Genomic DNA, 20556 nt, shown 5'->3' on the forward strand with positions numbered 1-20556 from the left:
TGCGCCTGGGCTTGGTACCTGGGCGCACTGGCGGTTTCAGACAATAAACTTGTTGAGTATGGCGTCCTGCTGCCGTACCTGTTCGGTTTGGGTATGCATGGCTGAGTTGGCCTGTGTCGCCGAATCCGATACCTGCACCGACAGATCCTTGATCCTGACCGTGTTGTTATTGATCTCTTCGGCCACCAGGCTCTGCTCTTCGGCGGCTGAGGCGATTTGCAGATTCATATCGGTGATCTGCTGAATGGCATCGCGGATACGGTTCAGCGCCTCATTGGCACCTTCTGCCTTGGTAACGGCTTCCTGGGTGGTGTCCTTACTCTGATTCATCACGTCGGCCACGGCGCGGGATCCGGCCTGCAACTGTTCTATCATGGCGCGAATTTCTGTGGTGGATTCCTGGGTGCGCTGTGCCAGAGTGCGCACTTCATCAGCCACCACGGCAAAACCTCGGCCTGAATCACCGGCTCTGGCGGCCTCAATGGCGGCGTTGAGCGCAAGCAGATTGGTTTGATCGGCAATATCATTGATAACACTCAGAATCGTTGCGATATTGCTGGTGGCGGTTTCCAGCTCTTTCACCTCTTGCACTGCCATATCAATCCGCTCTGACAGGGCATTGATTGCATCTGTGGTGGCGCTGACCACCTGAGTGCCGACACTGGTGGCGCTATCGGCGTCTTTGGCTGCGGTGGCGGCGCCCTGAGCATTACGGGCAACATCCGACGAGGTGGTGGCCATTTCGTGCATGGCGGTGGCCAACTGTTCCAGCTCATGCAACTGGGATTTCATGGCGTCTGTGGATTGCTGCAGCTCGGCCGAGGTCATTTCAGAACTCTGCAATATCTGCTGCCCTATGGCCTTTGACTGGGTGATGAGCTGTTGCAGACTGGCGGTAAAGCTGTTGAAGCCTGATGCCAGAGCCGAGAATTCGGCGTCAGTGTCCGTATCCAGTCTCTGGGTCAGATCCCCTTCGCCCGAAGCGACATCTTGAATCGCCTTGTTAAGGGTTTCCAGAGGCCGCATCAGTGTTTTGATCAGCATCAGCAGCAGTGTGATGCTGAATATGACGGCGATAATGGCGTACAGGACGGAGCTGTTGCGCAGTTCGCTGACGGCGGCATAGGCGATATCTTCATCCAGCAGGGCACCGACGTACCAGTTCTCACCACTGACCTTGGCAAAATCCAGGGTATAAGGTTTACCGTCCAGTATTACCTGCTGCGGATCTTCACTTAACGACACCTTGGGCAGGAAGTTGCTCATGGGTTTGCCGTTCAGCTCTGACTTGGGGTGGGCTATGGTGGTGCCATCGCCCGAGACGATAAACACATAGCCGGCATTGAAGAGTTTGACTTGATTGACCAACTCGGCCAAGCCGACCAGGCTGACATCATAAAAAATGGCGCCGATAAAACGGCCGCTGTCTTTGACCGGAGTGGCGATGGAAACCAGAATTTCCCCTGACGCCGAGTCGGCATAGGGCGCTGTGATAATCAAAGCGTCGGCTTGTTTGGCGTCCTTGTACCAGGGGCGCACCCTGGGGTCCCAACCGGCTCCGGGATCCCAGGCGGGATTGTTGTTGATATTCGAGCCATCGCTTTCATAACCGAAGCCGACCAGAAGGAAGCTGTTTTTTATTACTGGACGGGTGATCACATCGCGGATGTGTGCGGGCGAAAGATCGGTTTCCAACATACTGGTTGAATAAGCGGCCAGTTTCTTGCGCGAGTCCAGCTCAGAAGAAACCGTGTTTTTGAGTCCATCCATGATTTCGGTCACGCTGGCTCCTACCTGAGCCTGCATCTGTTCCTGTACCGCAAAGTATTGCTTGGTGGAAAGCAGTGCAACTGTTACCAAAAGCAATGCAGAGGAGGCGGCGACAATCTTATGGCTGAACTTCATTGTTTATCCTCTGATAATGTTGACGTATCCCATAAATATATAGACATAAATCTACCCAGCGGCCATTGCGACCGGGACAATCTAGTACATTTGTTTAACAAGAATAGTGCAAGCCGAGGAGTTTTAACTGAGGATGTTTAATAAATGTGAACCAATAAGGCTTTCCTACGCCATATTCTAACTGGGGATGCTGGAAATATGGCTTAAACAACGCCCCTTGCGCATATAAGGGAAGGTGAGAACAAGTCCCATGTGTGCTCTGCGTCGACTTACAGGCCTGGATGCAAGGCGTGGTTCGCAGCAAATGGCCTTAGTCCTTTGCAAGAAGCACAACACAGCAGACGGGTCTGTAAGCCACGCCCTTCGGGGCTTTAACAGCAACAGGCTCTCTGCGTTATCCGACTTCGACAGGCCCCGGCATGTCTTCAGTCAGATGCCTTGAACGCCAACTGCTGTGCAAGCCACTCTCTACAAAAGAGAAGGCCACGAGGACTTATTCCCATCTTCCCAAGGGGCGATACAGATTACTGGTTATCGGTTGCTGTTTGTTTGATAAATTCGGCGACATTTTCACCGGCTATGCGACCAAATACTATGGTATCGGCTATCGCATTACCTGCCAGCCGATTGGCACCGTGGACGCCACCTGTTACTTCACCGGCGGCATAAAGGCCGGCAATAGGCTTGCCGTCTTTATTCAATGCCCGGGTGTCAGTGGCGATTTTAAGGCCACCCATAGTGTGGTGAACCGCAGGCTTAACCTGCACTGCATAGAGCGGGAAATGCAGATCGTCGGCCATATTCTTGCGGCCAAAATCGCTGTCCTTGCCACTGGCCTGAAAACCGTTATAGCGTTTGACGGCGGCTGCCGCCGTTTCGGCATTCATTTGGGTTTTGGCTGCCAGCTCTTTGGCGTCGGCGGCTTTGTAGATGATACCCAGCTCCAGCATGCCCCGCAGTTGCCCCAGACGTTCAAACACGGTTTCATCAAATACCAGCCAGGCGTCTTTTCCGGGTTGAGCCCAGATGCACTCGGAGACTTTGTCCCTGGGGCCCATCTCGTCACAGAATCTGGCACCATCGCGGTTCAGCAATATGGCACCGGCGCCGCGTGCTGTGCCTGAAATAACCATTTTACCGGCCGCTGCTGTGGGGAAGGCCTGGATTTGGTCGACATCCACAGTATCCACGCCAATGGCGGTGGCAAAGGTGAGTGCATCGCCGACATTGCCCGGGTTATTGGTAGAGTCTACGCCCTTGAGATCCGGTCTGTATTTGGCGACCAAGGCATTGTTGCGGGCAAAGCCGCCGGAGGCAATCACCACGGCCTTGGCCGCCAATAGATGCACTCCAGTGTGCTTGCCTTGCACCAATACTCCGGTGACTCTGCCTTGCTTGTCTTCAACCAAGCGTATCACCTTGCTGTTGGTGCGGGTTTCAACCTCGAGTTTTTCGGCCGCCCTTTTCAGGGTATTGATGATTTCCGGGCCGGACTTGGCACCGCCGCTGGGCCGATGCAGACGTTCGGCACTGTGGCCACCGGCACTGGCCGCGGAAGTCATATCTGCGCCCAAGGCCATCAACCAGTCGATACCGGCACTGCCGTTGTTGACCAGGGTATGTACCAGATCCGGATTATTGAGCTGGTGGCCACCCTTCATTGTGTCCTGATACCAGAGCGCCTTGCTGTCCTGATAACCACGAAACGCCTGGGTCAGAGTCTCTGCCGAAGCCATGCCACCGGCGGCCAGCATGCCATTGCCACCTATGTAAGGTTGTTTCTCAAGTAATACCACATCCTTGATACCGTGCTGGCGGGCTGATACGGCGGCGGCGTGTCCGGCGGCGCCGGCGCCAATGACCAGAAGCTCATGCCGTTCCACCGGACCTGCGGCCAGCGCCTTGTCTATGGCTTGCTGAGATACTTCGGGGAAGACATAGGTATCCGCTACCTTATCGCTCGCGGAGAAGGGGATATGAAAACTGCTCTTGAAACTGTCATGGCAGGTCTGACACACCATCACAGGCTCCTTGTGGCCCGAGTGGCAACTGGTGCAGGACAGGTCAATAAGATGACTGTGGTGGGGCGAAAGCGGTTGCTTTGCCTGCTGAGCCAACTCCTGCAGCGAGCCGTGGCAACTGATACAAGCCTGGTTTTCCCGAGCCTCGTTGTCTTTTACCTCTATGGGCCGACTATGGCAGGACTGACAATCGGCGCCTGCCTGTTTGATATGGTGCTCGGCCAGACCCGCAGCAGATACCATGCCGGTATACAGAAATGCAGTACCGGCCAATAACATTATTCTTTTCATGAATATCCTCACACATGGTTTTGTTATGCCTTGATAATATTGTTAATGCATGGGTGAGTTATCAAACCAATCGTTTTCGTCTGTGACGTTAAAAAAACTAAAGTGTTAAGAGAAAATATGAGAATAATTCCACCAATGAAGGCGGTGATTTGTTTTGAAGCGGCCGCAAGACTCAAGAGTTTTAAATTGGCAGCGGTTGAACTGAATGTGACGCCGGGCGCAATCAGTCACCAAATCGCCGCATTGGAAAACTTTGTCGGTAAAGAATTGTTTGACCGTAGTCACAGGCAATTGGAGCTCACTCACAGCGGCCGAAAATATTTCGCCAGAGTCGCGATTATTCTACAAAATATGGAAGAAGCCACCATAGACCTTGGGGTGCAGGGACATAGCCCCTCATTGAAAGTGGCTGTGCCGCCGTCACTGCTGAAAAACTGGCTATTGCCAAGAATGAGCCAGAGTCATATTTATCATAAGGGGATCAGTATCGAGTTTATCGATACCCTGGAATATCTTGATTTTGGAGGTACTGGTCTGGATCTGGCTATTAGATACGGTTATGACTCCTGGGATAATTATTATTCCGTTCATCTCTTTGATGAGGAAATGGTGGCCGTTTGTCACCCTGAATACTGTGCGGTTAATTATGATTCTTTAACACAAAATGCCGTCGATAATATGACCTTGATATATACCAATAATAGATTGGTACAGTGGGATATAGTATTACAGTACTTTGGCATTGAACGGCGAGCACAACAGTCGAGGCTGGTATTTCAAAATTCAGTTCAGGCCATAGAAGCCGCGGTCTTGGGCGCGGGAATTGCCTATGTCAACCGCTTGCTGGTGGAAAAGGAGCTGGAGAAACAGCGTTTGGTGATCCCGTTTGAGATCCGCATGCCTGAGCACAAATCGCCTTCATATCATCTGGTCAGCACCTTCGAGCGGATGCAACATGAATCTACTGCGCTGATCTATCAGTCTATTCTGGAAGAGGTGAAACGTATCCCGGAGCGTTCTTCTGTCAGCACAGGTCGGCAGCGGTTGGGGTGTTCAACCCCTTTGGGATAATCAAACGCCGCCCTTGAGCGGCGCTGCTTACTTTAGCGTTGGATTACGCTTTATCTTTGGCTTTTAAAGCTGACAGCCTGGCCGAGGCCAGTCCCAGTAAACTGCCATTCGGGTAATGACCGCGCTTGTCGGCCTTGCCGGTTTCCATATCGCACAGCAATGCCATCGCCTCGGTCACATGCTCGACCGTCCAGATATGGAACTTGCCCTTGCTGATGGCGTCCACCACAGGCTTTTTCAGCATCAGGTTGTGGGCGTTGCCCGCGGGAATGATCACCCCTTGGGTATGTCTGCGCCCCTTGATGGCACAGACATCGAAAAAGCCTTCAATCTTTTCATTGACCCCGCCTATGGGCTGGGCTTCACCGAACTGGTTCATTGAGCCTGTGATGGCGACATCCTGGCGCAGGGGAACCTGGGCGATTGCAGAGATAATGGCGCAGCATTCGGCCATGGAGGCACTGTCGCCATCGACCCCGGAATAAGATTGCTCGAAGGTCAGGGAGGTGGTTAGCGGAATATCGGCCTCGCGTCCCAACAGGGTTTTGATATAGGCCGAGAGGATCCATACCCCCTTGGAGTGAATACGGCCGCCGAGGCGCACCTTGTGTTCAATGTCCAACACTTCGCCCTTGCCAAAGGCTGTGGTCGCGCTGATACGGTTGGGCAGGCCAAACTGATGATCTGTGGTGGCGATAACCGACAGTGCGTTGACCTGGCCGCAGGCTTTGCCGTGCACATCAATCAGGGTGGTGCCCTTGTGAAAGCTCTGCATCAGTTGGTCCCTGAGACGCGATACCCTTTGCTCCTGCTGCGCCAGTGCCTGCTCCACATGGGTGAGGCGAATACTGCGGGCGTTGGCCGCCTTGGCGCAGTAGTGGGTCTCCCGCAGCAGATTGGCGATATTGGCCGAGTGCAGTGACAGCTGGGTTTGGTCATCGGCCTGGCGCGAGCTGAATTCGATTATCCGCGCAATGGCGCTGCGATCGCAGTGCAACATCTGGTTGTCGTGCACTATCGAGGAGATAAATCTGGCATAGAAACATTCGGCCTTCGGACTTCTTGGCATCACATCTTCAAAGTCGGCGGTTACCCGAAACAGCTCGCTGAAGTCGGGATCATAATGCTGCAGTAACTGGTAGGTCTGGTTGTCACCGAAGAGCACAATTTTGACATCCAGAGGGATAGGCTCCGGCGCCAGTGAAACTGTGCCGGACAGGGAGACTTCACGCTCCAGCGAGCTGAGATCCAGACTGCGGGAACGCAGTGCCCGTTTGAGCCCGTCCCAAACGTAGGGCCGCTCCAGCACCTTGACCGCATCCATCAGCAGCACCCCGCCATTGGCCTTGTGCAGGCTGCCGGGGCGGATCAGCGAAAAGTCAGTAAAGACGGTGCCGCGGTAAGTGGCGTTTTCCACATAACCGAATAGGCCGTGATAGGTGGGGTTTTCCTCTACCACCACAGGGAATTTCTGCTCCTCTTGACCCACCAGCAGGTTGACCTGATAACGCCTGGGCATTTTCTTTTCCAGCGAGGCATAGGCCAGCGCCAGTTGGTCTTCACTCTCCTCGAGGAAGATATCCAGGTTACCGAGCATATCTTTCTGCATCGCCGTCAGAAAAGAGCGGATCTCCGGCAGGCTGCGGTATTCATCCTTGAGCGGCTTGAAGAAATGGCTCAGTACTTCGCGGGCCACCTGTTCATCGTGCTCCTGCTGCTTGGTGCTGAACTCCTCTTCCCATTCGGTCAATTGGCGGATAATGCCCCGCAGGCGCGATTCCAAGTGTTTGATATTCTGTTCAAACGCCTGCTGCTCGGCTTCTGGCAGGGCGTGATAGGTTTCCTCGGTATGCGGCTCTTCGCCGTTCAGCGCCATCAACTGATACTCGCCCTGAGTGTTGATGGAGAGGTTTATTTTCATCCCCTTGGCTTCTTCGCTCAGAGCCAACAGCGCCGCTTCCTGTTTTTGCGCCAACTGACTCTTGAGCTTGTCGGCGCGGCGGTAATACATCTCGTTGTCAAACGCCAACGGCAGCGCCTTGACCAGCCGGAGAACCAGTTTTTCCATCTCTTTCTTGAAAGTGACGCCCTTGCCGGCTGGCAGTTTGAGCACCTTGGGGGTACGGGTCTGGTCGAAGTTGGCCACATAACACCAGTCGTTAAGTGTCTTGTCGGTAAATTCATGGCGCTTGAGATAACGCAGCATCATAGTGCGTTTGCCCAGACCATTTTGGCCTATGGCATAGATGTTGTAGCCCTTCTCCTTGATGGACATGGCAAATTCCACCGCACTCTGGGCCCGCTCCTGACCTATGATGTCATCCAGCGGCTCCAGTTCGCGGGTAGACTTGACCTCATCTCCCAGATTGTCGAGATTGGCGGGACGATATACCTGACTGGCATCTAAGCTGGTGACGGCCATGGGCGCTTCCTTGTTCAAATAGGGCAGAGAAAAGTAAAACTGCTTTTTATGACAATAAGATGCGCTGCAACCTAAAGCAAACGTCAAACCGAATAAGTCTCTCGGGCGGTTAATTTTTCACCCGTAAGCCACTTTTGCAGCTGGAACCCAGGGATAACGCCTATTCGTCACCGGGTAGCAGAGTATAATAGCGGTTTACCCTAAGCTTTATCTTTGAAGGACTCTCCATGGAATTTGCCGCTTTTTCTCTGCCCGAACCGCTACTGACCAATCTGGCCGGACTGGGTTTTAGCAAGGCAACCCAAGTGCAGGCAGAGGCCATTCCTTTGGTGCTCGCCGGCAGCGATCTCCTGGTGAAGGCACAGACGGGGACAGGGAAAACCGCCGCCTTTGCCTTGCCGTTGCTGGCGCGTTTACTGCCCGCCACGACTGAGAGGGCAGTAAAACCCGCAGCGCCCAAGGCTCTGGTGCTGGTGCCTACCCGGGAGTTGGCGCAGCAGGTTTTCGATAACATTAAAAGCTATGCCAAGGGCTGCGAGCTGAAGATTGCCATTGCCTATGGCGGTGTGCCACTCGATGGGCAGCTAAAGAACTTCAAGGATGGCGTCGATCTCTTGGTCGCCACGCCCGGGCGCCTGCTGGATCACCTTAAAAAGCGCAGTCTCAGGCTGGATAAGGTTGAGACCCTGGTGTTTGATGAGGCCGACCGTATGTTGGATATGGGGTTTGAAGATGAGATCTCGGCGCTGATGAAAAAGATGGCCAAACAGCGTCAGACTCTGCTGTTTTCCGCCACCTTCAACGACAACATCTGGCGTCTGGCCAAGACTTTGCTGCAGTCTCCCAAAGTGCTGGAGCTGCAAGCATCGGAGCAGGGTGGCAGTATCAAGGAGCGATTGATTGAGCTCGATAGCGAACGTAAGGCCACCGCCGTTGCCGCCCTTTGTCGCCGGCACGACTGGCGTCAGGTGTTGCTGTTTAGTCGCACCAAGGAGGGGGCCGACAAACTGGTCTGTGAGCTCAGTGCCGAGGGCTTGGCCGCCAGTGCGCTGCACTCAGATCTGAGTCAGGCTCAGCGCGAACAGACCTATCAGGCGTTCAAGGCGGGTGAATGCCGTTTGCTGGTGGCCACAGATGTTGCCGCCAGAGGCCTGGATGTAGCTGCTTTGCCTTGTGTTATCAATCTGGAGCTGCCGTTCAAGCGCGAAGATTATGTGCACCGCATTGGCCGCACCGGCCGCGCCGGCATGGAAGGGCTCGCCATCACCCTATTCAGTCGTGACGACGAGCGCCTCCTCGAAGAGCTGGAAGCCATGCTCGACAGACGCCTCCCCAGAGAATGGCTGCCCGGGTTTGAGCCGGATCTCAACCGCAGTTTTGACGCACCGAGAAACCAGAGTAAAGCCGCCAAAAAGCAACGTGCCCGCAAGAGAGCGCTTGGTAAAAGATAACAAGCGATAAATAACAGGGATTGCTTGTATCACTGCGCCTTTCTGGCAAACTCTGAATCGGTAGAACATCAACAGCGTTGCCTGAGTCGGCATTGGCCATGAAAAGGATTTATGGGTGAAAGCGTATTGGATAACAGTCGTACTCGGGATCTGTCTGAGCTTTGCCACTATTGCACCGAAAGTGGCTATTGCACAGGAAGCTGCAGCCTCTACCATCGAGGCCCAAGATGGCGGCAGTGGCAGTCTGTTAATAACAGAGAGCAGTTCTCCAGCCGGTGTGCTTTCTGGATCTGCTGAAGCTTATGAGCAATACACCCAGGCAACCTGCCTGCTTATTCGCCACGAGATGGGGGAGCGAAACCCTGACTCGGCCAGATACCTTGAATTGTCCCGTAACCTGCAACGTCATTGTCAATCACCCATCATTTCGGATAAGGCTCCGCTTAATATCAGTGGTTCGATAACCAATGCCGCGCCTCCCGAGCGGAAAACGGCATCCTATGCCGAGCCTAGGGTTAATTATTCCAGCGCTCATCCCCAGCGGGTTGTAGTGCCTGTTGCGGGAAAGCCTCAGATATTACTCAGCTTGGAACTCAAGTGGTTTTTGGTAGCCTTGTTGCTGGCCGCTGGGATATTGGGATTTCCCTTTTGGCGGCGAAAGCGGGAAAATTCTCTGGGTGAAAACGGGGAAGAGGCGATAGCGCAGTGTATTCGGGAAACCTTGGTTGGCGGTTATTTCAAGTTATATCGAAATATACTATTGCAGACCGCCGACGGGGATGAGACAGAAATAGATCTGTTGCTGCTAACTGTCAACGGGATCTTGGTTATCGAGAGTAAGGATTACAGCGGCTGGATTTTTGCCGACCCCTATTCAAAGCACTGGGTGCAACATCTTTATCGCAGCAAGTGCCGGTTCCAGAATCCGCTGCATCAAAACTACAAACACTGCCTGGCCGTTGCCCATATTCTGGGGACGAACCGGGGAATAAGGTCTTTGGTTGTTTTCGGCCCCAGAGCCAGTTTCAAGACCGCCGTTCCGCAAAATGTTATCCAGTTGGCGCAATTGGATGATTATCTGCAGGGATTTCGGCAAACACTGTTTACCCAAGATGAGTTGATGCAATTCGAACTCTGCTTGCAGCAAGCCAGTGAGGCATCCACAGTAGAGGCAAGGGAAAGGCATATCGCCAGGCTCAAGAGTCGCCGTATTGAACCCAGTTTGTAAATCATTACTGAGATGCGGCTCGCTATTGGGTTCATTCGCCAAAGTGGGTCAGTTGCGCTAAGCTAGTGGCCCGGTTTTCAAGAAACAGTCTCCTGGGGGAGCCATGTTCGCAGTCGATACCCATACCCACACAGTTGCCTCTACTCACGCCTACAGCACGATCCATGATTACCTGGCAGTCGCCAAGCAGAAAGGGATCCGTTTGTTTGCCACCACAGATCATGGGCCGGCGATGGCCGATGCGCCGCATTTCTGGCATTTCGTGAATCTCAGGGTATTGCCGCGGATAGTCGACGGCGTAGGGATATTGCGCGGGATTGAAGCCAATATTACCAATCTGGAGGGGGAAATTGACTTCTTTGGTGAGTTCCTGGAAGAGCTGGACTTGGTGCAGGCCGGGTTTCACGAGCCGGTATTCCCTCCCGCCGACAGTGACAGCCATACTCAGGCGCTGCTGAACTGCATTCGCAGCGGCAAGGTCGATATCATTACCCACCCAGGTAACCCCAAGTATCCATTGGATCAGGAGCTGATTGTCCGCACCGCCGCCGAGCATAATGTGGCGCTGGAGATCAATAACTCCTCTTTTGCCTGCTCCCGCAAGGGCAGTGAAGACAGCTGCCTCAATATTGCCAAACTGGCGAAACGATTCGATGCCCAGTTGGTGATGGGATCAGATTCCCATGTTGCCTTCAGTCTGGGGGAGTTCCCGCTGGCGCTTGAGATAGTGGATGCCGCCGGTTATCCAAGAGACAGGCTGCTCAATCGCGAACCATTGGCGCTGCTGAATTTCCTGCAGCAGCGAGGCCACAAGACGCTTGGTGAGTTAATCGACTACTTTAAGAGTGAGGCGGCCGCGGGCTAACCTGGTTCGCCTGCCTTAAGGATACGAGCCACAAAATCCATCAACTGATGAGCCATGAATCCCGAATCGTGACAGCCAAGACTACCCGAATATTGATCACCGGCGCTCATGGCCAGCTCGGACAGGCGCTGCTGGCGAACTTACCTTGGTTACCCGAGTTTTCGCCTTCCAGGCTGCGAATGAAGATACCTGGGGTAAGCCTGGTGCCTGGCAGTGCTATAGCACCTGGCAGCGCAATTGAAATAGTGGCGCTCGGGCATCAGCAGCTGGATTTAACCTCAGCAGATTTGCCCGAGCGGCTCAGCGAAATCAATGCCGATGTGATAATCAACTGCGCCGCCTACAACGCCGTGGATGCGGCCGAGCAGGATATGGCTGCCGCCATGGCGCTCAATGCCGAGGCGCCGGAGCGTTTGGCCATCAGGTGCCGGCAACAGGGTGCTTGGCTTATCCATATTTCGAGTGACTATGTCTTCGGGAATGTCTTCGGGAATGATTTGGGAAACGTTTCTGGAAATGCAGCGGCCAATATGCTCGGGAATGCGCCCAGAGCCTTGACCGAGAGCGATGTTTGCGAGCCTTTGAGCCTGTACGGTCAGAGCAAGCTCGCCGGCGAGCAGCGCTTGCTTACGGCCAATCCCGGCGCCCTGGTGCTGAGAACCTCTTGGCTTTACAGCCGTTTTGGCAGCAACTTTGTGTTGACCATGCGGCGATTGCTGACCGAGCGCCCGGAACTCAAGGTGGTGGCGGATCAGGTCGGCACGCCAACCTGGGCCGAGGCGTTGGCGCGGCTTATCTGGCAGTTGCTCATCTGGTTTCATCTTAAGCCAGAGAAGTCCGCGGTGCTGAGCGGCTGCTTTCATTACGCGGCAACGGGGCAGTGCAGCTGGTATCTTTTCACCCAAGAGATAGCCGAGCAAATTGCCAAGCAGCAGTGTAATTCTGCGCCAAGCTCTCAGGCGGCGCCGCCATTGCAAACCGCCTTGCCATCTCAAGCCGCCTTGCATTCTCAAGCTGCATTACATGCTCAACCAAACCCGGCGCCAATCACGCCAGGGTGCCGGATAACGCCTGTCAGCACAGTAGAATACGGCGCCTTATTGAATCGAGCACAGGCGCCGCGCCCGGCGTATTCGGCGCTCGACTCAAGCGCTCTCAAAGATGCCATGGCGGCCATGCCTTCGGCATTTCGCTGCTATTTGCCAAAAGATTATCCGTCACCCATCTGGCTTTCCTGGCAGGCGCAGTTGACGCAGATGCTTTCGGGGCTTGGTGCATCTTCCTTGGATTGAATCGGCTTAAACAGAATGAAAAGTAAGGCAAAACCGGCTGTAGATTATAACCAGTAGCTAAAGGTTATACCCGCCAAAGCCGGGTGGCTGGCATAATAAACTATCTTGTTGATCCAAAGGATGAAACCTTGTCGAATAATCCCCCCAAGACCTTGCTTGATGCCAAGCAGCTGACACTCTTGGCCGAGATGGCCCGCGCCGCCGGTGAGGCGATAATGCACTATTATCAGGGCGGCGAACTGGCGATTGAGCGCAAGGCCGATGACAGTCCGGTCACGGCTGCCGATCTTGCCAGTCACGCCGTGTTGCAACAGGCGCTGGCGCGTGAGTTTCCAACCTGGCCACAGATGTCGGAAGAAGCGGCGGATATCCCCTGGGCACAGCGGCGGGGCTGGGAAACCTATTGGCTTATCGACCCTCTCGATGGCACCAAGGAGTTTATCAAGGGCAACGGCGAATTTACCGTCAACATTGCGCTTATTCACCGAGGCCAGGCGGTCGCAGGTGTTGTCTATGTGCCCGCTACAGCCGTGTGCTATTTGGGCGCGCTGGGACTCGGTGCCTGGCGTGAGACCCCAAATGCGGCTGGATACCAGCGTGTGGAATTGAATGCCAGGGCCGGAGTTAAGCGCCAGGTTCCAGTGATTGTCGGCAGTCGCTCGCACTCGAGCCCGGGGCTTGGCGAGTATCTGCAGCAGCTTGGCGAGCACGAAATGAAGAGCGTCGGCTCATCACTCAAATTCTGCCTGCTTGCTGAGGGCAAGGCGGATATCTACCCCAGATTGGGCCCTACCAGTGAATGGGACACGGCGGCGGCTCAGGCCGTGCTTGAGAGTGCCGGTGGCCGAGTTTTGGAATATCCAGCCGGCAACAACTTAAAATATAACCAAAAAGAAACTATCCTCAATCCTTGGTTTATCGCATATAGTGCCGATTGGCCTTGCGATTGAAGCAGATATAAACACCGGAGTTGAAAGCATGATGCGTATCGGCGTTGATTTGGGCGGCACAAAGATTGAATTGGTGGCTCTGAGTGGCGAAGGGAGTGAGTTGTTTCGCAAGCGAATTGCCACCCCCAGAAACTATCAGGCGACCATTGAGGCCATCTGTGCCTTGGTCGATGAAGCCGAAACGCAGCTGGAAATGACAGGAACCATCGGCATTGGTATTCCCGGGGTGATCTCGCCCTTTTCCGGTTTGGTGAAAAACGCCAACTCCACTTGGTTAAATGGTCATCCGCTCGATAGAGAGCTCGAGCAGCACCTGGGGCGCAAAGTGCGGGTTGCCAATGACGCCAACTGTTTTGCGGTCTCCGAGGCGCTGGATGGCGCCGCCGCAGGCAAAGAGGTGGTGTTCGGGGTGATCATAGGCACAGGCTGCGGTGCCGGCATTGCCATCAATGGCAGGGTGCATCAGGGGGGCAATGGCATAGGTGGTGAGTGGGGCCATAATCCCTTGCCCTGGATACGCGCCGAGGAGTTCAACAGCACTGAGTGTTTTTGCGGCAAGCATGACTGCATCGAAACCTTTATTTCGGGAACAGGGTTTGTCCGCGACTATAACCAGGCCGCTGGGGCGCAGCTCAGCTCGGGCGCCGAGGTGATGGCATTGCTGGAGCAGGGGGATGCCGAGGCTAGCGCGGCCTTTGAGCGCTATCTTGACCGTCTGGCCCGTTCTCTGGCCCATGTGATCAATCTGCTGGATCCTGACGCCATAGTACTTGGCGGCGGCATGTCCAATGTGCAGGCTATCTATCCGGCATTGCCGGACAGGCTCAAGCACTATGTGGTCGGCGGCGAGTGCCGAACCCCAGTGTTGGCCAATCACTACGGCTGCTCCTCCGGGGTACGCGGCGCCGCTTGGCTGTGGGGCCGGGACTGAGTTTGGCAAGGCGCTCTGGCCGTATTACTGATATTCGACTTAGGCACTCTAGGCACTTTAGACAAAAGGGAAAAGCACTCGAACATGTATTGGGGCGAGTGAGCCTATAGCCCTTCGCCAATCACTGGTCAGCCGAGTAACGCTTCTGTAAGCTATGGCTACTTTTGCCAACCTTCGGATATCAAGCGTGTTCTGGCTGAAAAAAATCCTCTCTCAATTCTTTATGCCCATTCCTCTAACCTTGGTCACTCTGCTGCTGGCTTGCTTTTATATCCGTCGCAGGCCGGGAGTAGCGCGCGCCCTGGGGGTTTTTGCCATCACTTGGGTGCTGCTGCTTTCCAGCTCTATCGGCAGCAACACGCTGCTTGCGGGGCTTGAGCGTCAGTATCCACTTTATACCGCTGCACCGGCGCGCTCCTGTGTGGTGATGGTACTGGGTTCTGGCCATGATGATCAGGTTGGCGGACTCGCGCGACATATGTTGTCGGCAACGGCGCTTGAGCGCCTCAGTGAGGGGGTGGCGCAACTCAAGGCGGCCAATAGCAAAGATTGCCTGCTGGCGGTCAGTGGTTGGAGCGGCGGCCTTGAGCAGCAGAGTCATGCCCGGCGCATGGCCGAGGCCGCCATCGAGTTGGGGGCCGAGCCATCGCGAATTCTAATGCTGGAGTCGGCCCGCGATACCATAGAGGAAGCCCTGGCGTTGCGGCAGGCCTTCGGTGCCGACACAGACGATAAAGGAATAGATGCCTTGGGTGGCAGACAACTGATCCTGGTCACTTCCGCCAGCCATATGCCAAGGGCGATGCGAATATTCCGCTCGACCGGGCTTGAACCTCAGGCGGCACCGACCGACTTTCTGCTTAGGCGCGATCACTGGTGGCGCCTGACTACATCCAATCTGGATGATTCACAAAAGGCGCTGCACGAATATCTGGGATTGGCCTGGTTGACTGTCAGCGGCCGCTAATGGTCCTGAACCCTGGTCATGAAATGAATAAACGGCTGACAAGCCGCTGACAATAGAGCGAAAGCGTTATGGAAACTATCACAATAAGGCCGGGCAGCAAGCGCAATGGCATTACACTGACCCTGGCCGGAGGGCTGGGCGTTGTCCTGGGTTTGGTGCTGTTTATCGGTTGGCCCTGGATGTTTGCGCCCGGACTGGTTTGTTTCGCCCTCGGGGCCGTGTCATTGGTGCTGGGAATTGCCAAGCAGCTCGAGCCCCATGTCAGTCTTGAATTCAGCGCAGAAGGGCTGAGATTCTTTCATCGCCGCGGCAGCTTGTTTGTGGCCTGGGATAATATTCAGCGGCTGGATCAGCCCAGAGTCACCCAAGGTATGGAGCAACTGACGCTGCCCTATGTCGGGCTCAAGCTCAAACGTATCAATCCGCTGCTGGATGCCATTTCACCCAGGTTGGCGACCGGGCTCTTGTCGGAGCAGCGGCCCTTGTTGATGACAGCTGCCGCCCAGGATGAAGAGCTGCAAACACTGGAAGCGGCACTCAGCGCCGAGTTTGAACCCCTGACGGTCAATGATGAGCGTTACAGAGGCGTTTTGGCCATGTTTGGTCGCCGCTGCCTGACGCTGGACAAGTACTTGGGTTATCACCTCTATATTCCAGTGGATGCTTTGGATCAACCGACGGAAAGCTTTGTCCGTAAACTGCGGCAACTGTGGCAGCAGAGGTTATCCTGTCAAAAGTAAAGAGATTTGTTGCATTGGTCTTGTGGGTAACGCAGTCTTTGTATAACAACCTGTTCAAAAGTCTAGACCATTTTGAATCGAAGAAAATGTACTTTTGATTATGAGATTCTTTTAAATCTTTAGGTGAAGGTGTTTTTGGTTTTATATTATTTGGTTAAATAAATTTATTACATGGAGTGTTTATGGATCGGGTTTTGAATAAGGTGGTACTCGTATTTGTCTTTGTTGGGTTGGCGTTTTTGGCAGGAAGAGTTTACAATTATTATAATGAGATCGTTCCTGAGACAGGGTTTTATGGAAAAACTAACGGCTATTTGGGAATGTTGGGTTTGGAATATGGTGGATATTATCGTTCAGGAATGAAAGAAGGTTTGTGGCAATGGTTTGATGAGTCAGGGAAATTAACAAAGTTTGGCGGGTATGTGAATGGGCGTGAACATGGAGTTTGGGAAGAAAGAAATGGAACAATAGTTATCGCGGTTCAACTTTATTTTCATGGGAAAATGATCGCATCAAAGAGTTTTTGTAGTAATAATTCGACTAGTGAGTTGATTACTTATGATGAAATCGGACAGGTCGCTACTAAGTATAGTTATCGCTGCTTTAGTTGGGGGCATAAAGAGAATCATGATGTAAGTTTCTCTATTTCTCAGAATGATACAGATAGGCTTTTTTTGGAATATCAGAGGAATGGTGAAAATCGTGAGTTTAGTTATTATGATTTCAAGTTAACTGCAGAGTACAACCGAGTGGATGATGTTATTACTGGCGAATATCGTTCTTATCATAAAGAGAATGGGGCGCTCAGAGAAATTAGATTTATTGATTTTTTTGAAGATGGTAAAAAAAGTGATTCACTTATAAAGAAGGAAACTGTAAAGGAGTATTATCCATCCGGTATTTTGAAAGGAGACTATAAAACTATTAATGGCTCTGTTGTTGGTGATGCACTTTACTATAATCATAAAGGAGACCTAGATCGCCTTGTTAAGTGGAGTCAGGTACCCAACAAGGATAAACCAGGCAGTACCTTGTCAAAGAAAGAAATCTTTAGTTATTATGAAAGTGGTAAGTTATATAGCCATGAAATTTATGTTGATCTAAAAATTGAATGGCTGGAGAAATATTCTAAGGATGGTGAGCCAATAGAAAAAGGTAATTTTATTTCCAATAGAAGGCATGGTGATTGGGTTGACTACTTTTATGATGAGGCATTTGAGTCTTATATTTTGGCTGAAGGGAGCTATGAGAATGGATACAAGGTTGGTGAGTGGAAAGAAACTTTTGAAAAAGATAATAGCTTTCAATTTGTAAATTATAAAAAAGGGTTTAGGGAAGGTGGTTTTCAATTTTTTGACCCTAATAATAACAAGTCGATTTTGGGTAAGTATAAAAAATCACTTGTCAAGAATGATAGAAGTTTTTTCGATGGTAAGATATATTTTATTGAAAATGAACGTTTGGTTTCTATCATTAATTATGTAGATGGTATTGTTAGTGGTGATTTTAAATACTTTCATGAAAACGGAACTTTGAAATCTAGAGGGCGGTTCCTTCGTGAAAATTACTGGGGTGAGTATGTTGAATACTATTTAAATGGTAATCTTGCTAAGAAAGGGGTGTATTACGGTGATAGGGATGAAAAGTTCGTTGAGCGTAATGTGGAGGATGTATACTTTATGACACCTATAAACACATCGAAACAAGGAGAATGGTACTTTTATTATAATAATGGTAAACCCTATCAAGTTGGAAAATTTGATGATGGTTATCAGGTTGAGAAGTGGACAACCTATGATTTTAAAGGGAATATTATAGATGTTCATGATTATGGTATAAGGTACTGAGGTGGTCACTCCGAAAATTAAGTGTTGTGGCAGCAGAGGTTATCGGATACTGAGTTGTAATTTCTGGCTTGAGTAAGTTGAGAAAAGGCAAGGGGACCCGGTTGGGTCCCCTTGTTGTTGCAGAGTTGAGGGAGGGCCTTGCAGGGACAGCCCTCAAGGTACGGTACTAGTGAGCACCCCCTGCGTGTACCTTATCTACGCCATAGGTCTTGCCTTCGGCGTGACAGGTGGCACAGGACTCAACCGGCAGGTTGGCGTCTGTGGCAGCATCACCGGCAACGAAGGCACCATTGCTCTTGAAGTGGGCCAGAGCGGCCGCGTCAGAGTGAGCGTGACAGGTACGGCAGGATTCCGCAACCGGAGAGATATACTCGGTAGCCGAAATCTTGATTGCACGCTTGGCGGATGTCAGGCCACCATCGGCGGCGAACAGCGGTGTCTCGTCTTTGTGGCAGGCGGAACATTCGGTTTCCACACCTGGGTAGCCGTGCAGCTCGCCTGAGGCGTCACGGAAGATGGCAGCTTCACCCCAGTTACCACTGTGGAAGCGGTGGGCAACTGTCATCAGATCCCGGTTGGCATACAAGAGCTCGGGTACTTCAGCAAATATAGGATTACCATCGGCATCCAGATTACCTGTGTTGTACTCGGAGGTGCCGTGATAGGAGCCGTAATAGCTGTTGTTATGGCAGTCCATACACTGATCGAAGGTGTAGGTGCCGTGACGGTTGCCCTTGATATAGTCCAGGGTGCCGTGACAGGCATTACACTTGGCTTCACTGGCGCTCATCCGCTCAGCAATGGCAAAGCGGGCTGTTACTGCATCACCACCGTCAAGGTTATAGAACTTAACGCTTGAAGTGGCGCCAATCGGATTACCGGCATCGAAGGGCATGCCTTCGGCACAGGCGGCTATTTTACCTGAGTTATCGACACAGAAGTTGGCCTCGGTACCGACGTAAATGGTGCCCATCGCCTGAGTTTCCGGTACATCAGCAGTCAGGGTCAGCACGCCATTGGCGGCGCTGCCGCTGGCAAGACCGGGCCTGCTGCCCCAGCGGGTGACTTCACCCTTGGTATCCACATTGCCCATCAGAGTGGCGTCTTTGTTGAGCACCGCCAGTTGAGCTGCGTCAGTCAGTGGTTGACCATTGAAGCTGACATTGGCTGTGATGGTAACCAGTTTATTGCCCGCCGTGGTAGAAGCGGCAGCTGTGGCCGAGGTGAACTCAACAGTCAACAGCTCGGCATATTCAGCCCGTTTACCCACCTTGTGAGCCTGGGTTGGACTGAGTGCTCCGCTGCCATGACAGGACTGACATTGACTGTCGTCGGTCTGGGCCAGATTGAAGTCTGAGTGGCCTACGCCGGTTTCAAAGTTGACATTGATATGGCAGCCGACACAGGCTTCGCGGTAGATATTGGCGTTCCAGGAGTCACCGTTGTTGTGGCAACTGGCGCAGTTGTTGAGTTCCGCCGGGAAGCCGATTTCACCGAAGTACTCTTTGGCTTCACCGGAGAGGAAACCCGCGATGTGATGGCCGGCATGCAGCCTGTGAACCATGGGGCCGAAATCAAATACCCAACCTTCGGCTTTTTGGGCTTCGTCCGGTACCAGAGCCGGGTTGTGGCAGGCAACGCACTTCTCAGTGCTTTGGTAGTTGTGGTGTGCGTTTATCTTGGCGATGCGGCCTTCGACTTCGCCGTGGCAGGCGATACAGGCGGCATCTGTTACCGTGTCTTTACCTGTGGCTTCAACCAGCTCGCCGGATGCCGGAATATAATCCAGCGGCGTAGAGAGCACCTTGTCTGCAACCGCTGTGCCGCTGGCATCCTTGAGGTTATAGGCGCGCAGGAACAAGCGATGAGGTGCGCTGAGGTTGTCGTTGGCATTCATAATGGGGGCGACCCCGTCATGTTCCCAAGTGCCGGTATAGGTACCTGGCTCGGCCGGATCTTCAACCAGGAGACAGGCATCGCCAGTCTGACCTCTGGAGCTATAGGTGCCATCCAGGGTGCAATACATGGAGCTGCCCAGTTCCTGAGCCGTGGCATTATTGACCCATTGCAGCGGCGCACCGCTGCCCGAGTCATTGCTCATGGCGGTAATGGAGTAGAGGGCGACCTGATCCAGGCCAGTCAGAGGGACTCGCTCCCCTGAGCTGTTGGTGGCCGAGGCCTTGAACTTGAGGGCGAAGGCTTCGCCGCCTGCCAGTGTGTTGTCGGCCGGCACTATCTCGAAACTGACATCGCCGGCACTGATAATGGTGGAAGTACCTGAACCTGCGGGGGCTCCTGGCTGTCCGGGTTCGCCTGGTATGCCAGGTTCACCGGGGGCTCCGTCTTTTCCGTCCTCACCGTCCCCGCATGCGGTAAGGCACAATAGACTGGTCAGAGCCAGCGCCAGTAATGACTTATTATGGTTTTTCATCATAGCGTCCCTTTATTCAAATTATGGGTACTGCTTGTGCAGTAACTTGAATATACATACATCTAAAGTAGTAGTTTTGACTTATTGTTTTATTTGTGAATTAAGGGTTAAAAAATTGATAAAGAAATAACTGATGGTGAAATG

Annotated in this window: 14 protein-coding genes; 10 read left to right on the forward strand and 4 right to left on the reverse strand. The window is 52.9% G+C overall.

Annotated elements, in window-relative coordinates:
- Nucleotides 1–36: 36 nt before the first annotated feature.
- Both N512_RS0120785 and N512_RS0120790 read right to left on the reverse strand, forming a co-directional pair.
- Nucleotides 37–1905 (reverse strand): methyl-accepting chemotaxis protein, encoded by a 1869-nt coding sequence (locus N512_RS0120785; RefSeq protein WP_028781555.1) that lies wholly within the window; start codon nt 1903–1905, stop codon nt 37–39.
- Between the two features lie 524 nt (nt 1906–2429).
- Complete coding sequence (locus tag N512_RS0120790; RefSeq protein ID WP_081737226.1) at nt 2430–4217, reverse strand: flavocytochrome c; 1788 nt, start codon at nt 4215–4217, stop codon at nt 2430–2432.
- Nucleotides 4218–4334: 117 nt separating this feature from the next.
- On the opposite strand from N512_RS0120790, the gene N512_RS0120795 reads away from it, so the two are divergent.
- The gene (locus tag N512_RS0120795) at nt 4335–5288 is read left to right on the forward strand and encodes a LysR substrate-binding domain-containing protein (protein ID WP_028781557.1); all 954 of its coding nucleotides are present in this window, start codon (nt 4335–4337) and stop codon (nt 5286–5288) included.
- A gap of 43 nt (nt 5289–5331) precedes the next feature.
- Here the strand turns inward: N512_RS0120795 and N512_RS0120800 are convergent, their stop codons facing one another.
- Complete coding sequence (locus N512_RS0120800) at nt 5332–7710, reverse strand: Lon protease family protein (RefSeq protein WP_028781558.1); 2379 nt, start codon at nt 7708–7710, stop codon at nt 5332–5334.
- A 227-nt stretch (nt 7711–7937) separates the two neighbouring features.
- Here N512_RS0120800 and N512_RS0120805 point away from each other — a divergent pair, with 227 nt between their 5' ends.
- From N512_RS0120805 to N512_RS0120845, 9 genes are all read left to right on the forward strand, one after another.
- A complete protein-coding gene (locus tag N512_RS0120805; RefSeq protein ID WP_028781559.1) occupies nt 7938–9161 on the forward strand; it encodes a DEAD/DEAH box helicase in 1224 nt (407 codons plus the stop codon).
- A 115-nt stretch (nt 9162–9276) separates the two neighbouring features.
- Complete coding sequence (locus N512_RS23880; RefSeq protein ID WP_051472905.1) at nt 9277–10389, forward strand: nuclease-related domain-containing protein; 1113 nt, start codon at nt 9277–9279, stop codon at nt 10387–10389.
- A 103-nt stretch (nt 10390–10492) separates the two neighbouring features.
- A complete protein-coding gene (locus N512_RS0120815; protein WP_025010914.1) occupies nt 10493–11254 on the forward strand; it encodes a phosphatase in 762 nt (253 codons plus the stop codon).
- A gap of 68 nt (nt 11255–11322) precedes the next feature.
- Nucleotides 11323–12546: an SDR family oxidoreductase gene (locus N512_RS23885; RefSeq protein ID WP_197021480.1), complete on the forward strand. Its 1224-nt coding sequence runs from the start codon at nt 11323–11325 to the stop codon at nt 12544–12546.
- Between the two features lie 188 nt (nt 12547–12734).
- Entirely contained in the window at nt 12735–13496 is a 762-nt protein-coding gene (gene cysQ / locus N512_RS0120825; RefSeq protein WP_081737229.1) for a 3'(2'),5'-bisphosphate nucleotidase CysQ, read from the forward strand.
- A 28-nt stretch (nt 13497–13524) separates the two neighbouring features.
- Nucleotides 13525–14427, forward strand: a complete 903-nt coding sequence (mak, locus tag N512_RS0120830; protein WP_028781561.1) for a fructokinase — start codon at nt 13525–13527, stop codon at nt 14425–14427.
- A gap of 187 nt (nt 14428–14614) precedes the next feature.
- On the forward strand, nt 14615–15394 hold the full coding sequence (locus N512_RS0120835; RefSeq protein WP_028781562.1) for a YdcF family protein: 780 nt from the start codon (nt 14615–14617) through the stop codon (nt 15392–15394).
- Between the two features lie 68 nt (nt 15395–15462).
- Nucleotides 15463–16134, forward strand: coding sequence for a DUF2982 domain-containing protein (locus N512_RS0120840; protein ID WP_028781563.1), 672 nt, complete (start codon nt 15463–15465; stop codon nt 16132–16134).
- A gap of 182 nt (nt 16135–16316) precedes the next feature.
- Nucleotides 16317–17981, forward strand: a complete 1665-nt coding sequence (locus N512_RS0120845) for a toxin-antitoxin system YwqK family antitoxin (protein WP_028781564.1) — start codon at nt 16317–16319, stop codon at nt 17979–17981.
- A 166-nt stretch (nt 17982–18147) separates the two neighbouring features.
- Here N512_RS0120845 and N512_RS0120850 read toward each other — a convergent pair whose 3' ends face one another.
- Nucleotides 18148–20415, reverse strand: coding sequence for an OmcA/MtrC family decaheme c-type cytochrome (locus N512_RS0120850; RefSeq protein ID WP_028781565.1), 2268 nt, complete (start codon nt 20413–20415; stop codon nt 18148–18150).
- Nucleotides 20416–20556: the final 141 nt, after the last annotated feature.

It is taken from the genome of Shewanella sp. 38A_GOM-205m, from assembly GCF_000518445.1.
In the GTDB taxonomy this organism is placed as follows: Bacteria; Pseudomonadota; Gammaproteobacteria; order Enterobacterales; family Shewanellaceae; genus Shewanella; species Shewanella algae.

Coding starts and splice junctions, on each gene's coding strand:
- N512_RS0120840 (WP_028781563.1), top strand. CDS start 15,463: ATGGAAACTATCACAATAAGGCCGGGCAGCAAGCGCAATGGCATTACA.
- N512_RS0120850 (WP_028781565.1), bottom strand. CDS start 20,415: ATGATGAAAAACCATAATAAGTCATTACTGGCGCTGGCTCTGACCAGT.
- N512_RS0120795 (WP_028781557.1), top strand. CDS start 4,335: ATGAGAATAATTCCACCAATGAAGGCGGTGATTTGTTTTGAAGCGGCC.
- N512_RS0120845 (WP_028781564.1), top strand. CDS start 16,317: ATGGATCGGGTTTTGAATAAGGTGGTACTCGTATTTGTCTTTGTTGGG.
- N512_RS0120815 (WP_025010914.1), top strand. CDS start 10,493: ATGTTCGCAGTCGATACCCATACCCACACAGTTGCCTCTACTCACGCC.
- N512_RS0120805 (WP_028781559.1), top strand. CDS start 7,938: ATGGAATTTGCCGCTTTTTCTCTGCCCGAACCGCTACTGACCAATCTG.
- mak (WP_028781561.1), top strand. CDS start 13,525: ATGATGCGTATCGGCGTTGATTTGGGCGGCACAAAGATTGAATTGGTG.
- N512_RS0120800 (WP_028781558.1), bottom strand. CDS start 7,710: ATGGCCGTCACCAGCTTAGATGCCAGTCAGGTATATCGTCCCGCCAAT.
- cysQ (WP_081737229.1), top strand. CDS start 12,735: ATGGCCCGCGCCGCCGGTGAGGCGATAATGCACTATTATCAGGGCGGC.
- N512_RS0120790 (WP_081737226.1), bottom strand. CDS start 4,217: ATGAAAAGAATAATGTTATTGGCCGGTACTGCATTTCTGTATACCGGC.
- N512_RS0120785 (WP_028781555.1), bottom strand. CDS start 1,905: ATGAAGTTCAGCCATAAGATTGTCGCCGCCTCCTCTGCATTGCTTTTG.